The sequence below is a fragment of the Streptomyces sp. NBC_01176 genome, from assembly GCF_045039825.1.
In the GTDB taxonomy this organism is placed as follows: Bacteria; Actinomycetota; Actinomycetes; order Streptomycetales; family Streptomycetaceae; genus Streptomyces.
The window spans coordinates 4,474,324-4,489,001 of the sequence record NZ_CP108600.1 but is presented as its reverse complement, the minus strand read 5'-3'; the positions used below and the strand labels follow the sequence as shown (position 1 = coordinate 4,489,001).

The window sequence follows — 14,678 nt, the reverse complement described above, 5'->3', positions numbered from 1 at the left end:
CCGGAGCGTCCCCGGTCCGCCGGTCCGTCCTGGCATACGGGACACAGTGACCCGGCGAGGTAAGGGGCTCGCGCGGGGAGGGGTGAGAGCCGGGTAAGAAGCCCACGCTCACCTGGCCCATCAGGTGGTGGGCGGCCGGGGGCTTGGCAGACTGGTGAGGTGCCCCAGACTGTGCTGCTCGCCGAGGACGACCGTGCCATCCGCCATGCCCTGGAAAGGGCACTGACGCTGGAGGGCTACGCGGTGACGGCCGTCGCCGACGGCGTCGAGGCGCTGGCGCAGGCCCACCGCACCCCACCGGACATCCTGGTCCTGGACGTCATGATGCCCGGCATCGACGGACTCCAGGTGTGCCGCGTGCTGCGCGCGGAGGGGGACCGCACACCGATCCTGATGCTCACCGCCCTGGTAGAGACGGCCGACCGCATCGCGGGCCTGGACGCCGGGGCCGACGACTACGTGGTCAAGCCGTTCGACGTGGAGGAGGTGTTCGCCCGGCTGCGGGCGCTGCTGCGCCGTACGAGCCCGGTGAACGGCGCCCCCGCCGCCCTGCCGGAGGCCACGTCCGCCCCGGCCCCGGCGTCCCGCGAGGCCCTGGGGCAGATCGCCGCGGCCGGCCTGCACATGGACATCCAGGCGCGTCGCGCGTGGCGCGGGCAGCGCGAGCTGGAACTCACCCGCACCGAGTTCGAACTGCTCGAACTCCTCGTCCGCAACGCGGGCATCGTCCTCGACCACGCCACGATCTACGACCGCATCTGGGGCTACGACTTCGGGCCCGGTTCCAAGAACCTCGCCGTCTACGTGGGATATCTGCGGCGCAAACTCGACGGGCCGGGCGCGCCGGCGCTGATCCACACGGTCCGGGGCGTGGGGTACGTCCTGAGGGAGGACTGAGTGCCCTCGGGATGGCTCGCGGGGCTGCGGCCCCGACGGCTGTCCTCCCTTCGGGCGACCTTCACCCTGTCGTTCGCGGCCGTGGCCGCCGCGGTCACGGTCCTCGTCGGGTTCCTCAGCTACGACGCCGCGGCCCGGCTGGTGCGCGTGGACCAGCAGACCGTCTTCTCCGAGGTCGTGCAGGACCTGCGCGGCCAGGTGCGGGAGACGCCGCTCGACCCGGGTGACTTCTCGTCGTCCGACCCCGACCACGACGGGCCGCTCGACGACGTCATCCGGCCCAGCCGTACGGATGTGCAGGTGCTCGGACGCGGCGGGGCGGTCGCCGACCGCGGGCGACCGGTCCTGCCCGTCGTCGCCGGCGACCGGCGGATCGCCGCGGCCCCGGCCGCGGGTACGTGGGTGGAGCACCGGGAGGTGGACGTCGGAGGGGACCTCTACCGGGTGGCCACCGTCGCGCTCGGCGGCGGGCGGGGCGCGGTGCAGGTCGCCCAGCAGTTCAGCGACACGGAGGATCTGCTGCGGGAGCTCCAGCAGCGGACCGTGCTGCTCGTCGGGGCGGTGGTGATCGCCGCGGGGCTGTTCGGATGGTGGCTGGCGCGGCGGATCACCCGGCGGCTGGTACGGCTGGCGGGGGCCGCCGAGGACGTGGCGCGCACCGGGCGGCTCGGCATCCAGGTGCCGGTCGCCGGATACGACGAGGTGGCGCGGCTCGGCCGGTCCTTCGACCGGATGCTCGGGCGTCTCGCCCGGTCCGAGGAGGACCAGCGGCGGCTCGTCCAGGACGCGGGGCACGAACTCCGTACGCCGCTGACCTCGCTGCGCACGAACATCTCGATGCTCCGGCGCATCGACGAGTTGCCGCCCGGCGCCCGGGAGGAGCTGGTCGCCGATCTGGCCCAGGAGTCCCGTGAGCTGACCGACCTCGTCAACGAACTGGTGGCGCTTGCGGCCGGACAGTCCGACACCGAGCCCGTGCAGCGGATCGATCTCGCCGATCTCGCCGAGGACGTCGCGATCGTCGCGCGGCGGCGCAGCGGGCGGGATGTCGTCGTGCGGGTGAGTGGGGACACGGCGGTGGACGGGCGTCCGACGGCGTTGCAGCGGGCGGTGTCGAATCTGGTGGAGAACGCGGTGAAGTTCGACCGGGACGGGAAGGTGCCGATCGAGATCGCGGTCACGGGGCCGGTGCGGGTGCGGGTGCGGGTCGGTACGGGTTCCGGTCCCGGGGGTGGTGCCGGTGTCGGCGCCGGGGGTTCCGGTCCCGGGGGTGGTGCTGGTGTCGGCGCCGGGATGGGTGCCGGTGTCGTCCGTCCGGGCAACGTCCGTATCGAGGTGCTCGATCGGGGGCCGGGTATCGCCGAGGGTGATCTCGTGCGGGTGTTCGACCGCTTCTACCGTGCGGCCGACGCGCGGAGTCTGCCCGGGTCCGGGCTCGGGTTGTCCATCGTGCGGGAGGTCGCCATGGCGCACGGTGGGGGGTCGTTCGCCTTTCGGCGGGAGGGGGGCGGGGCGGTGTTCGGGTTCACGGTGAGCGGCACGGGTGACCGTCCCCCGCCGGATCCTTGACCCCGGGTTCCCTCGCCCCCGCCGCCCCTACCCGACCCATCCCCGGGGGCTCCGCCCCCGGACCCCCGTTCGGCCTGGACGGCCTCGTCCTCGAGCGCCGGACGGGCTGATGGTGCCGGCCTGGGCTGCGGATCTTCAGTCCGTCCGGCGCTTGAGGACGAGCCCTTCGGGCGAGCGGGGGTCCAGGGTGCGGCAGCCCCTTGGCGGGGTCCGGGGCGGAGCCCCGGGGACGGGTCGGGTAGGGGCGGCGGGGGCGAGGAAACCCGGGGTTCAGCCGACGTGGACGCGGGGCCGGCACGTGGGGTCCGGTTCGGCCTCGCGGAGAACTTCCCGGGTGACGGGAGCGACCTCCCCCTGGCCGAAGAGGAAGAAGCGGAGGAAGTTCGCGAAGGGGTTCCCCTCGGTCCACTCGAAGTAGATGTGCGGGGTGCACCGGGTGCTGTCCCGGACGTGAAGCAGAAGCGCCGCGAGCGCGTTGGGCACGGACGACGACTCCAGCGTCAGCACGCGATAACGCCCGTGCAGCACCTCCCCCCGCACCGTGAGCCCCGTCTCGAACTCGGACGCGTCGAGGACGGTGACCTCGACGAACACGAAGTCCTCCGTGGCGGGGACGTCGTTGTCGGCGCGGATCTGTTTGATCTTCTCCCGGTACTCGCCGATGTCACGGCTGTCCGGCTCGTTGGCGATGAAGCGGATCCGACGGCTCGCGATGTCACGGACGAAGCGTTCGGCCATGGCGTCGAGGCTCACGCTGGTCACGCGCAGCTCGAAGGCGCGGGCGAGCCGCGAGAGGAGCGAGACGAGGATGATGCCGGCGATGAAGCAGGCGCCGATCTTGACACCGTCGGGACGCTCGATGACGTTGACGACGGTCGTGTAGAGGAAGACCACGGAGATGACGCCGAAGCCGAGGGTCCAGTGGTGCTGCCCGGCCTTGCGGGCGGCGATGGTCACCGCGATCGCCGCGGAGCTGATCAGCACCAGCACACCGGTGGCGTACGCACCGCCCTGGGCGTCGACGTCGGCGTCGAAGATCCAGGTGACCAGGAAGGCGACCAGGGTGAAGACGATCACCATGGGGCGGACGGCGCGCGCCCAGTGGGGAGCCATGCCGTAGCGGGGCAGGTAGCGGGGCATCAGGTTGAGCAGTCCGGCCATGGCGGAGGCGCCGGCGAACCACAGGATGGCGATCGTCGACACGTCGTACACCGTGCCGAAGACGCCGCCGAGGTACTCGTGCGCGAGGTACGCGAGCGCGCGGCCGTTGGCCTGGCCGCCCGACTTGAACTCCTTCTCCGGGATGAGCACGGTGGTGATGAAGCTGGTCACGATCAGGAACACGCTCATGATCACGGCGGCCGTGGTCAGCAGCTTCTTGGCGCCCCGGATCCGGCCGGTGGGCTTCTCGTCGGTGTCGCCCGGGTCGCCCTCGACGTGCGGCATGACCGCCACGCCGGTCTCGAAGCCGGACAGTCCGAGCGCGAGCTTCGGGAAGACGAGCAGGGCCACCCCGATCATCGCGAAGGCGTTCCCGTGCTCCGCGGTCAGGGCCGTGCTCCAGTCGGTGATCACGTGCCCCTCGGTCGCCACGTGCCACAGCCCGGTCACCGCGACCACCACGTTGAGCCCCAGGTAGATCGCCACGAGGACGACCGCGACGCCGATCGCCTCCAGGAAGCCCTTGAGGAAGACGGCACCGAGCAGGGCCACCAGGATGAGCGTGATCAGCATCTGCCGGTCGTGCAGGGCGTTGGTGAGGTGCGGGTTCTCGACGAGGTGGGTGGAGGCGTCCGCGGCCGAAAGGGTGATGGTGATCAGGAAGTCGGTGGCGGCGAAGCCCAGCAGGGTCAGGACGAAGAGCTTGCCCTTCCAGAACGACAGCAGCCGTTCCAGCATCGCGATCGAACCCTCGCCCCGGGGGCTCTCCTCGGCCACCCGCCGGTAGACGGGCAGCGCGCCCGCGAGGGTGACGACGACGAGCACGATGGTCGCCACCGGGGACAGCAGTCCGGCGGCCAGGGCCGCGATGCCGGGCTGGTAGCCGAGGGTGGAGAAGTAGTCGACGCCGGTGAGGCACATGACGCGCCACCACCGCTGGCCCTGGTGCACGGGCTCCGGCTCGGCGGGCTCCGGCACCCGGCGGCCCTTGCCCATGTCGGAAAGGCCCTCCAGCATCCACGCCCGCAAGCGGCTCGTGGGGGCGTGCTCGGTGCCGGCCATCGGCGTGCTCTCCTGACGTGCGGCCCTTCGGTGTCCCGGGTTTCGGCCATCGAGGAGACGGCGCCATCAGCGTATGCGGAGAGTGGTGCAACGGCCCGTGGACGGGAGGCCGGACGCGTCAAGCCTGCGTCAGGAGCGGCCGGTCGCGCATCACGGGCGCGCCGGAGAGCTCCGGATCGCGGGGCGGCCCGCGATCCGCCGCCGGGGCGGGAGAGGGCCGGGCGGCGTGACCCGTGGGTGCGCTCCTGCCCCGTCCGCCGCACGCCGCGGACCGGCGCGCCCGCCCGTCAAGGCGGTGTCAACTTCCCCGTGAGCGGCGCCAGGGAAGCGTCAAGACCGCTGCGCCGCGCGGACGCCGGGGCTTGGCTGAGTGGTGATGAACGATGTGAGGCCGATGCGTGAGGTGCGGCCCGGACGGCTGAAGGTCTACCTCGGGGCTGCCCCGGGCGTCGGAAAGACGTACCGCATGCTCGACGAGGGCCACCGCCGGGCGGCCCGTGGCGCCGACGTGGTGGTGGGGTTCGCGCGGTGCCACGGACGCCCGCGCACCGAGGCGATGCTCGACGGCCTGGAGCTGGTGGCACCGGTCCGTTGCCACCACCGGGGTGCGGAGTGCGAGGAGATGGATCTCGCCGCGGTCCTCGCGCGCCGTCCGCAGGTCGTGATCGTCGACGAGTTCGCCCACGCCAACGTCCCCGGCGGCGGCCGCAACCCGGAGCGCCGCCAGGACATCGAGGAACTGCTGGCCGCCGGGATCGACGTCATCACGGCACTGGACATCCAGCACCTGGAATCGCTCGGCGACGTCGTCGAGAGGATCACGCGGGTACCCCAGCGCGAGACGGTGCCCGACGAGGCCGTCCGCCGCGCCGACCGGATCGAACTGGTGGACATGGACCCGCGGGACCTGCGCCGCCGGATGGCGCACGGCACCATCTACCCGCCCGAACGGATCGACGCGGCCCTCGCCGACCACTTCCGCCCCGCCAACCTGACCGCGCTGCGCCGGCTCGCCCTGCTGTGGATGGCCGACCGGGTCGACGAGGCGCTGCGGTCGTACCGCCCGGAGCGGGCCGACGCCGGGGGACGGGAGCCCCGCGAGCGGGTCGTGGTCGCGCTCACCGGCGGCCGCGAGGGCGAGACCCTCATCCGGCGCGCCGCCCGTATCGCGGGCCTCCCGCGCTCTCCCGACGCTCTCTCGCCCGTCGGCGGCGGGGCGGCCCCGCGGGCCGGCAGCGATCTGCTCGCCGTGCACGTGACGCGCAGCGACTCGCTCGCCGCGGGCGCCTCGCACGCCTCCCTCGCCCGGCAGCGGCGGCTCGTCGAGAACCTCGGCGGCAGCTACCACTCGGTCGTCGGCGACGACGTGGCCACCGCGCTGGTCGAGTTCGCGCGGGCCGAGAACGCCACCCAGCTCGTCCTCGGCACCAGCCGCCGCGGACGCGTCGAGCGGTTCGTGACCGGGCGCGGCACCGGGGAGACGGTGGTCGGGCTCTCCGCCGACATCGACGTCCACATGGTCATGCACGAGCGGGCGGGCCGCGGCACACTGCTGCCGTCGAGGCGCCGTACGCTGCCCACCGCGCGGCTGGTCGCCGGGCCGGTCGCCGGGCTCGTCCTGCCGGTGCTGCTCACCCTTCTCCTCGCCCAGGTGCGGGGCACCGTCAACCTCACCAGTGAGGCGCTGCTGTTCCTGCTCACCGTGGTGGGTGTGGCCTGCATCGGCGGTGTCGCCTCGGCCGTGATCGCCTCGGTCACGGCGTCGCTGCTGCTCAACTACTGGTTCATCCCGCCGGTCGGCTCGTTCACGCTCGCCGATCCCAACGCGGTGCTCGCGGTGGGCGTCTTCACCCTGGTCGCCGCCACGGTCGCGGCCGTCGTCGACCGGTCGCTGCGGCTGTCCCGGCGGGCCGCGCGCGCCACCGCCGAGGCGGAGACCATGTCGTCACTCGCGGGCACCATCGTGCGGGGCGGCGAGACGATCCCGGCCCTGCTGGAACGTACCCGCGAGACGTTCGGGACGGACTCCGCGGAACTGGTGGACCGGCCGCCCCCGCCGGGCACCGAGACGGATGACGGGGCGGTCGTGGTCGTGCCCGCGGGGCCGGGCTCCCACCTGGTCCTGCGCGGCCGCACACTCGCCTCCTCCGAGCGGCGGGTGCTGGCCGCCTTCGCCGCGCACGTCGGCTCCGCCGTCGAGCGGGCGAGGCTGGCGGAGGCCGCCGCCGAGGTGGAGCCGGTCCGGGCCGCCGACCGGATGCGTACGGCGCTGCTGCGGGCGGTCGGCCACGACCTGCGCACTCCGCTCGCCGCCGGCTGGGCCGCCGTCGCCTCGCTGCGCAGCCGTGACGTCGAGTTCTCGGCCGCGGACCGCGACGAACTCCTCGCCACCGCCGACGAGTCGATGGCCAAGCTGAACCGGCTGGTGGAGAACCTGCTCGACCTGAGCCGTCTGCAGGCCGGCGCGCTCCGTCTGAACCTGCGGGCCACCGCTCTGGAGGAGGTGCTCCCGGCGGCGCTCGCGGACGTCCCCGGCGTCGAGGTCTGCGACCTGGAGAGGCTCCCGGCCGTCCTCGCCGACCCGCCGCTGCTGGAACGGGTGATCGCCAACCTGGCAGGCAACGCCGCCCGGCACACCCCCGCGGGGCGCCCGGTGCTGCTGACCGCCAGCGCCCACGCGGGCCGGGTCGAGGTACGGGTCGTGGACCGCGGTCCCGGTATCCCGCCGTCCGACCGCGACCGCCTCTTCGAGCCCTTCCAGCGGCTGGGCGACACCGACAACTCGACCGGTCTCGGCCTGGGCCTCGCCCTGTCCCGGGGCCTGACCGAGGCGATGGACGGCACCCTCGTCCCGGAGGACACTCCGGGCGGCGGGCTCACGATGGTGCTGTCACTGCCGTGCGCGCAGGACGCGGAGGACTGTGTGCCGCCGGTGGCGGTGCCGTAGAAGCCGGTGTCGGTGCCGTAGAAGGGTGTCGGGTGTCGCGGGGGTGTCCTGGAGGGGCGGGGCGCGCCGTCAGCGGTGGTGTCGCAGCGCGGTGTTCCGCGGCTCGCCCCGGCGCACCGAGCCGGGCGCGCGGGCGGCCGGCCGGTCGGCGTGGGCCGCCGAGGTCAGCTGCCACGGCACGCTCGTGACCATGACGCCCGGTGTGAACAGCAGCCGGTTCTTCAGCCACAGGGCCGACTGGTTGTGGAGGAGGTTCTCCCACCAGCGGCCGACCACGTACTCGGGGATGAAGACGGCGACGATGTCGCGCGGGCTCTCCCGGCGCACCGAACGGACGTACTCCACGACCGGCCGGGTCACCTCGCGGTAGGGCGAGTCGATGACCTTGAGGGGGACCTCGATGCCGTACTCCTCCCAGTGCCTGCGCAGCGCCGCCGCCTCGTCGCGGTCCACGGAGACCGTGAGCGCCTCCAGATGGTCGGGGCGCAGGGCCCGCGCGTAGGCGAGGGCGCGCAGCGTGGGTTTGTGCAGGGTGGACACCAGGACGATGGCCAACACCCGGGAGGGGAAGGTGAGTTCGGTCTTCGGGTCGGTCACAGCCAGCTCCGCCGCGGTGGTGTCGTAATGGCGTCGGATCCCGCGCATCATCACCCACAGGACGACGGCCGCGAGGACGGCGAGCCACGCGCCCTGGGTGAACTTGCTGGCCAGCACGATCACCAGGACCAGGCCGGTGACGACCGCGCCGATCGTGTTGATCACCCGGGCCGTGTGATGGTGGCGGCGCCGTGCCGGGTCGTGTTCGGCGCGCAGTTCGCCGTTCCAGTGCCGGACCATGCCGAGCTGGGAGAGCGTGAAGGAGGTGAACACGCCCAGGATGTAGAGGTGGATGAGGCTGGTGACGTTCGCCCTGAAGCCCCACAGCAGCAGGCAGGCGACGATCGCCAGCGCCAGGATGCCGTTGGAGAAGGCCAGCCGGTCGCCGCGGTTGTGCAACTGGTGCGGCAGGAAGCGGTGCTGGGCCAGGATCGAGGCGAGCAGCGGGAAGCCGTTGAAGGCGGTGTTCGCCGCCAGGATCAGGACGAGCGCGGTCACGGTCTGGATGAGGTAGAAGCCGAGGCTGTGCTCGCCGCCGAAGACCGCCGCCGCGATCTGGGCGATGACCGTGCGCTGGGTGTAGGCGGAGCAGGAGCCGGTCAGGCCGGTCAGGCGGCACGGGTCGCCCGTGATGTGGACCTTCGTGATCAGCGCGAGTGCGGTGACGCCCGCGAACATGACGACCGCGGTGATACCCATCGCCGCGAGCGTGGCGGCCGCGTTCGCCGACTTGGGCTTGCGGAACGCCGGTACGCCGTTGGAGATGGCCTCCACTCCCGTCAGCGCCGTACAGCCGGAGGAGAACGCGCGCAGCACCAGCATCAGCAGGGCCAGGCCCGTCAGGCCCGCGTCGGAGGGGGCCGCGGTGACGCCGTAGCCCGCGCTCTCGGCGACCGGTGTGTCCCCGAGGGCGCAGCGGACCAGCCCCGTGATCACCATGATGAGCACGCCGCCGACGAAGAGGTAGGTGGGGGCGGCGAAGGCCCGTCCCGACTCGCGCACGCCCCGCAGGTTGATCGCGGTCAGGACCGCGACGAAGCCGATGGCCAGCAGGACGCGGTGGGGGGCCAGCTGGGGGAGGGCCGAGATGATGTTGTCCACGCCGGAGGCGACCGAGACGGCCACCGTCATGACGTAGTCGACGAGCAGGGAGGCGGCCACCACGAGACCGGCGGAGGGGCCGAGGTTGGTCGACACCACCTCGTAGGAGCCGCCGCCGCTCGGGTACGCGTGCACCACCTGGCGGTACGACAGCACCACGACGGTCATCAGGGCGATGACCGCGGCCGCGATCCACGGGGCGAAGTGCAGATACGCCAGGCCGCCGAGGGTGAGGACGAGCAGGATCTCCTGGGTCGCGTACGCCACCGAGGACAACGGGTCCGAGGCGAAGACGGGCAGCGCGAGCCGCTTGGGCAGGAGCGTCTCGTGCAGCTCTTCGCTCCGCATGGCCCGGCCGATGACCAGCCGTTTGAGGATCCCCGTCACGTTGAACACGGCCGGAGACTAAGCCGGGCGGCCGTCCGGCGCGGGGAGGGCGAACGGCCCGGGGACCTTTAAGGGACCGTTAGGGTCCCGCCGCGCAGGTGCAGATGGAGCAAGGGGGCGGGGTGGTCCGGGCCCACTCCGACCCCGCCGTCACTCCAGCCCCGACATCCTGAAGACCGTCTGCGCCGTCTCGCGGTCGATCCGCTCCGAGACGCGGCGCAGTGCCGTCTCCCCGCAGGTCAGCGAGCCGCGGCGGGCGGAGCGGCGGGCGTCCTCGTCGAGGCGGTGCCACAGCGGGGGGTTGGCGACCAGGACGCGGGGGTCGATCTCGGCACGGGCGCCGAAGGCGTCCCGCAGGACGAGGCGCTGCCCGACCCCGTCCAGGCAGCGCACCGACACCAGGTGGTCGGTGCGCACCCGGTGCCCGCGCAGCGGTCCGCGTGTGCTCAGCCAGCCCTCACCGGCGGCGACCCGGGAGGGGTACAGCACCAGGAGGAGCAGCGCCGCGAGCGCGGTCCACAGCCCGGCGCGTACGGGGGTGAGGCTGCCGGCGGCGCCGTCGATCAGCAGCAGGAGGGCGAGGAGAGCGCCCGCGCAGCGGAGCGAGCTGCGCAGGTCTCTTTCCCAGAGGCGGTCGTACGCCACCTCGGCCGGTTCCCTGTGCGGTACCGGTGCGGGGGCGTCGCGGGTGTGGTCGCGGCGGTCCATGGCACCGACGGTAGAGACCGCGAAAGCCGGGGTCACCCCGCCTTGACGGGCCTCTGACGGGCCGGGGCGTCAGGGTTGCGACAAGGCCGGGAAGGCGCCGGATGCGAGGTGATCGCCGTCCCGGCGTCGCCGCCCGGGGCCCGCGTATGGGTTGCGTCAAGGCCGCACGAGCCGCCGTAAGGGTGACGTCAACGGCGCTCAATTCCGGCCATCGAGGGGTTTTGCTCTTAAGCGTCCGAGTCGTTTTCCGAACCTCATCCAGGAGCTCACGATGGCCGATGTGGCCTTCGTCGTCACCACGATCGCGGTGTTCGCGCTGGTGGCCCTCGTCGCCAAGGGGGTGACGAAGCTGTGACCGCCGAGAACATCGTCGGCCTGATCGTGGCCGTCGCCCTGCTGGGCTATCTCGTCCTCGCCCTCGTCTTCCCGGAGAGGTTCTGAGTCTCGACATGAGTCCCGTCCTCGCCGGCGTGCTCCAGCTGGTCGCTCTCATCGCGGCGCTGGCTCTCGCCTACATCCCGCTTGGCGACTACATGGCCAAGGTCTACTCCTCCGACAAGCACTGGCGGGTCGAGAAGTGGATCTACAAGGGCATCGGCGCCAATCCGAACACGGAGATGCGCTGGCCCGCGTACCTGCGCGGGGTCCTCGCCTTCTCCGCCGTCAGCGTGCTCTTCCTCTATCTGCTCCAGCGGCTCCAGGGTCACCTGCCCGGTTCGCTCGGCTTCTCCGCGATCGACCCGGACCAGGCGTTCAACACGGCCGCATCGTTCGTGTCGAACACCAACTGGCAGTCGTACTACGGCGAGCAGGCCATGGGCCACGTCGTGCAGACCGCCGGTCTCGCCGTCCAGAACTTCGTCTCCGCGGCCGTCGGCATCGCGGTCGCCGTGGCCCTCGTACGAGGGTTCGCGCGCTCCCGCACCGGTGAGCTCGGCAACTTCTGGTCGGACCTGGTGCGCGGCACCATACGCATCCTGATCCCGCTCTCGGTGGTCGGCGCGATCATCCTGGTGGCGTGCGGGGCGATCCAGAACTTCGCCGGGATCCACGAGGTCGGCCAGTTCATGGGCGGCTCGCAGCAGTGGAACGGCGGCGCGGTCGCCTCGCAGGAGGCCATCAAGGAGCTCGGCACCAACGGCGGCGGCTACTTCAACGCCAACTCCGCGCACCCCTTCGAGAACCCCACCCCGTTCACCAACCTCTTCGAGATCTTCCTGCTGCTGGTCATCCCGTTCGCGCTGACCCGCACCTTCGGCCGGATGGTCGGCTCCCTCAAGCAGGGTTACGCGATCCTCGCCACCATGGCCACCATCTGGGTCGGTTTCGTCGCCCTGATGATGTGGACCGAGTTCGCCCACCACGGCCCGGCGTTCCAGATCGCCGGCGGGGCGATGGAGGGCAAGGAACAGCGCTTCGGCGTCGGTGCGTCCTCGATCTTCGCGGTGTCCACGACCCTGACCTCGACCGGTGCGGTGGACTCCTTCCACTCGTCGTTCACCGGTCTCGGCGGCGGCATCACGATTCTGAGCATGCAGCTCGGCGAGATCGCGCCCGGCGGTACCGGGTCCGGCCTCTACGGCATCCTGATCATGGCGATCATCGCGGTGTTCATCGCCGGTCTGATGGTCGGCCGCACCCCGGAGTACCTGGGCAAGAAGATCGGCACCCGCGAGATCAAGTTCGCGGCCTGCTACATCCTCATCACGCCGGCCCTGGTGCTCGTCTTCACCGCCGCTGCGATGGCGCTGCCCACCCCGGGCAACTCGATGACCAACAGCGGGGCGCACGGATTCTCCGAGATCCTGTACGCCTACTCCTCGGGCGCCAACAACAACGGTTCGGCCTTCGCGGGTCTGAACGCGGACACCCAGTGGTTCAACACCACGATCGGTCTCGCGATGCTGCTGGGCAGGTTCCTGCCGATGGTGTTCGTGCTGGCGCTGGCGGGCTCGCTCGCCGAGCAGAAGCCGGTCCCCGCCACCGCGGGCACCCTGCGCACCGAGAAGCCGCTGTTCACGGGTCTGCTGGTGGGCGCGATCCTGATCATCACCGGTCTGACCTACTTCCCGGCCCTCGCGCTGGGCCCGCTGGCCGAGGGGCTGGCGTCATGACCACCGACGTAACGAACCAAGAGGACGAGATGTCCACAGCCACTCCGACCCGGGCGCCGCACAGCGATGTGCCGACCGGCCACAAGTCCGACGAAGGCCGTGTCGGTGCGGGTCTGTTCGACCCGCAGCAGCTGCTGAGGTCGCTGCCGGACGCCTTCCGCAAGCTCGACCCGCGGGTGATGATCAAGTCGCCCGTCATGTTCGTGGTGCTGGTCGGCTCGGTCCTGACGACGGTCTTCTCCTTCAAGGACCCGGGTGACTGGTTCGGCTGGGCGATCAGCGCCTGGCTGTGGCTGACCGTGATCTTCGCCAACCTGGCGGAGGCGGTGGCCGAGGGCCGCGGCAAGGCTCAGGCGGACACCCTGCGCAAGGCCAAGACCGACACGATCGCCCGTCGGCTCTCCTCGGACGGCAAGAGCGAGGAGCAGGTGCCCGGCACCGAACTGCGCGTCGGCGACCTGGTGGTCTGCGAGGCGGGCGACATCATCCCCGGCGACGGTGACGTCGTCGAGGGCGTCGCGTCCGTCGACGAGTCGGCCATCACGGGCGAGTCGGCCCCGGTCATCCGTGAGTCCGGCGGCGACCGCTCGGCCGTCACCGGCGGCACGAAGGTCCTCTCCGACCGGATCGTCGTCAAGATCACGACGAAGCCCGGCGAGACCTTCATCGACCGGATGATCGCGCTGGTCGAGGGCGCGGCCCGGCAGAAGACCCCGAACGAGATCGCGCTGAACATCCTTCTCGCGTCCCTCACGATCGTCTTCCTGCTCGCCTGCGCCACGCTGCCCCCGTTCGCGGACTACGCGGGCACGCACCTCACCATGGTCGTGCTGGTGGCCCTGCTGGTCTGTCTGATCCCGACCACGATCGGCGCCCTGCTCTCCGCGATCGGTATCGCGGGCATGGACCGGCTGGTGCAGCGCAACGTGCTGGCCATGTCCGGCCGCGCGGTCGAGGCGGCGGGCGACGTGTCGACCCTCCTCCTGGACAAGACCGGCACCATCACGCTCGGCAACCGCCAGGCCGCCGAGTTCGTACCGGTGACCGGCACCACCGAGGCCGAGGTCGCGGACGCCGCCCAGCTCTCCTCGCTGGCCGACGAGACGCCCGAGGGCCGCTCCATCGTCGTCCTGGCGAAGGAGAAGTACGGGCTGCGCGAGCGCCACCAGGGCGAACTCGCGGGCGCCGAGTGGATCGCCTTCACCGCCCAGACCCGGATGTCGGGTGTGGACGTCGACGGGCGCATGATCCGCAAGGGCGCGGCCGGTTCGGTCGTGGCCTGGGTCAGGGAGCGGGGCGGTGAGGTGTCCGCGGACGCCGCGACCCTCTCCGACCGCATCTCCCAGGCGGGCGGCACCCCGCTGCTGGTGGCCGTCGAGGACACCGAGGGCGCGCGCGTCCTCGGGGTGATCCACCTCAAGGACGTCGTCAAGGAGGGCATGCGCGAGCGGTTCGACGAGCTGCGCCGCATGGGCATCAGGACCGTCATGATCACGGGTGACAACCCGCTGACGGCCAAGGCGATCGCGGACGAGGCCGGCGTCGACGACTTCCTCGCGGAGGCCACTCCCGAGGACAAGATGGCGCTCATCAAGCGCGAGCAGGCCGGCGGCAAGCTGGTCGCGATGACCGGCGACGGCACCAACGACGCACCGGCTCTCGCGCAGGCGGACGTCGGCGTGGCGATGAACACGGGTACGTCGGCCGCCAAGGAGGCCGGCAACATGGTCGACCTCGACTCGAACCCGACCAAGCTCATCGAGATCGTCGAGATCGGCAAGCAGCTGCTGATCACCCGGGGCGCGCTGACGACGTTCTCCATCGCCAACGACGTCGCGAAGTACTTCGCGATCATCCCGGCGCTGTTCGCGGCGGTCTACCCGGGCCTGGACAAGCTGAACATCATGCACCTGTCCTCGCCCGACTCCGCGATCCTGTCGGCGGTCATCTTCAACGCGCTGATCATCATCGCGCTGGTGCCGCTGGCCCTGCGGGGTGTGCGGTACCGGCCCATGAGCGCCGACCGGATGCTGCGGCGCAACCTCGGGATCTACGGCATCGGCGGCCTGATCGCCCCCTTCGTCGGCATCAAGATCATTGACCTGCTCATCTCCCTCATCCCCGGAATCGGCTGA

The 14,678-nt window shown here is 71.6% G+C and carries 9 protein-coding genes; 6 read left to right on the top strand and 3 right to left on the bottom strand.

Annotation, left to right across the window (positions count from 1 at the left end; genetic code table 11):
* The first annotated feature begins 159 nt into the window (after window positions 1–159).
* Window positions 160–897, top strand: a complete 738-nt coding sequence (locus tag OG199_RS19240) for a response regulator transcription factor (RefSeq protein ID WP_356807374.1) — start codon at window positions 160–162, stop codon at window positions 895–897.
* The gene (locus OG199_RS19235; RefSeq protein ID WP_405830464.1) at window positions 898–2,466 is read left to right on the top strand and encodes a sensor histidine kinase; all 1,569 of its coding nucleotides are present in this window, start codon (window positions 898–900) and stop codon (window positions 2,464–2,466) included.
* A gap of 270 nt (window positions 2,467–2,736) precedes the next feature.
* Here the strand turns inward: OG199_RS19235 and OG199_RS19230 are convergent, their stop codons facing one another.
* Entirely contained in the window at window positions 2,737–4,689 is a 1,953-nt protein-coding gene (locus tag OG199_RS19230) for an amino acid transporter (protein WP_405830463.1), read from the bottom strand.
* 394 nt (window positions 4,690–5,083) lie between these two features.
* Here OG199_RS19230 and OG199_RS19225 point away from each other — a divergent pair, with 394 nt between their 5' ends.
* Window positions 5,084–7,636: an ATP-binding protein gene (locus OG199_RS19225; protein WP_356801104.1), complete on the top strand. Its 2,553-nt coding sequence runs from the start codon at window positions 5,084–5,086 to the stop codon at window positions 7,634–7,636.
* Between the two features lie 69 nt (window positions 7,637–7,705).
* Here OG199_RS19225 and OG199_RS19220 read toward each other — a convergent pair whose 3' ends face one another.
* Both OG199_RS19220 and OG199_RS19215 read right to left on the bottom strand, forming a co-directional pair.
* The gene (locus tag OG199_RS19220) at window positions 7,706–9,682 is read right to left on the bottom strand and encodes an APC family permease (RefSeq protein WP_405834590.1); all 1,977 of its coding nucleotides are present in this window, start codon (window positions 9,680–9,682) and stop codon (window positions 7,706–7,708) included.
* A 189-nt stretch (window positions 9,683–9,871) separates the two neighbouring features.
* Complete coding sequence (locus tag OG199_RS19215) at window positions 9,872–10,429, bottom strand: hypothetical protein (RefSeq protein WP_356801099.1); 558 nt, start codon at window positions 10,427–10,429, stop codon at window positions 9,872–9,874.
* Window positions 10,430–10,780: 351 nt separating this feature from the next.
* Here OG199_RS19215 and kdpF point away from each other — a divergent pair, with 351 nt between their 5' ends.
* From kdpF to kdpB, 3 genes are read left to right on the top strand one after another with little or no spacing between them, the layout of a single operon-like run.
* Window positions 10,781–10,870: a K(+)-transporting ATPase subunit F gene (gene kdpF / locus OG199_RS19210; protein ID WP_055544543.1), complete on the top strand. Its 90-nt coding sequence runs from the start codon at window positions 10,781–10,783 to the stop codon at window positions 10,868–10,870.
* 8 nt (window positions 10,871–10,878) lie between these two features.
* Entirely contained in the window at window positions 10,879–12,543 is a 1,665-nt protein-coding gene (kdpA, locus tag OG199_RS19205) for a potassium-transporting ATPase subunit KdpA (protein WP_356801098.1), read from the top strand.
* Window positions 12,540–14,678, top strand: a complete 2,139-nt coding sequence (gene kdpB, locus OG199_RS19200) for a potassium-transporting ATPase subunit KdpB (protein WP_405830461.1) — start codon at window positions 12,540–12,542, stop codon at window positions 14,676–14,678. The genes kdpA and kdpB overlap by 4 nt, the downstream gene beginning before the upstream one ends.

Excerpts from the sequence above, each read along its gene's own strand:
- OG199_RS19230 (WP_405830463.1), bottom strand. The coding sequence starts at position 4,689 with ATGGCCGGCACCGAGCACGCCCCCACGAGCCGCTTGCGGGCGTGGATG.
- OG199_RS19225 (WP_356801104.1), top strand. The coding sequence starts at position 5,084 with ATGCGTGAGGTGCGGCCCGGACGGCTGAAGGTCTACCTCGGGGCTGCC.
- OG199_RS19220 (WP_405834590.1), bottom strand. The coding sequence starts at position 9,682 with ATGCGGAGCGAAGAGCTGCACGAGACGCTCCTGCCCAAGCGGCTCGCG.
- OG199_RS19215 (WP_356801099.1), bottom strand. The coding sequence starts at position 10,429 with ATGGACCGCCGCGACCACACCCGCGACGCCCCCGCACCGGTACCGCAC.
- kdpA (WP_356801098.1), top strand. The coding sequence starts at position 10,879 with ATGAGTCCCGTCCTCGCCGGCGTGCTCCAGCTGGTCGCTCTCATCGCG.
- kdpB (WP_405830461.1), top strand. The coding sequence starts at position 12,540 with ATGACCACCGACGTAACGAACCAAGAGGACGAGATGTCCACAGCCACT.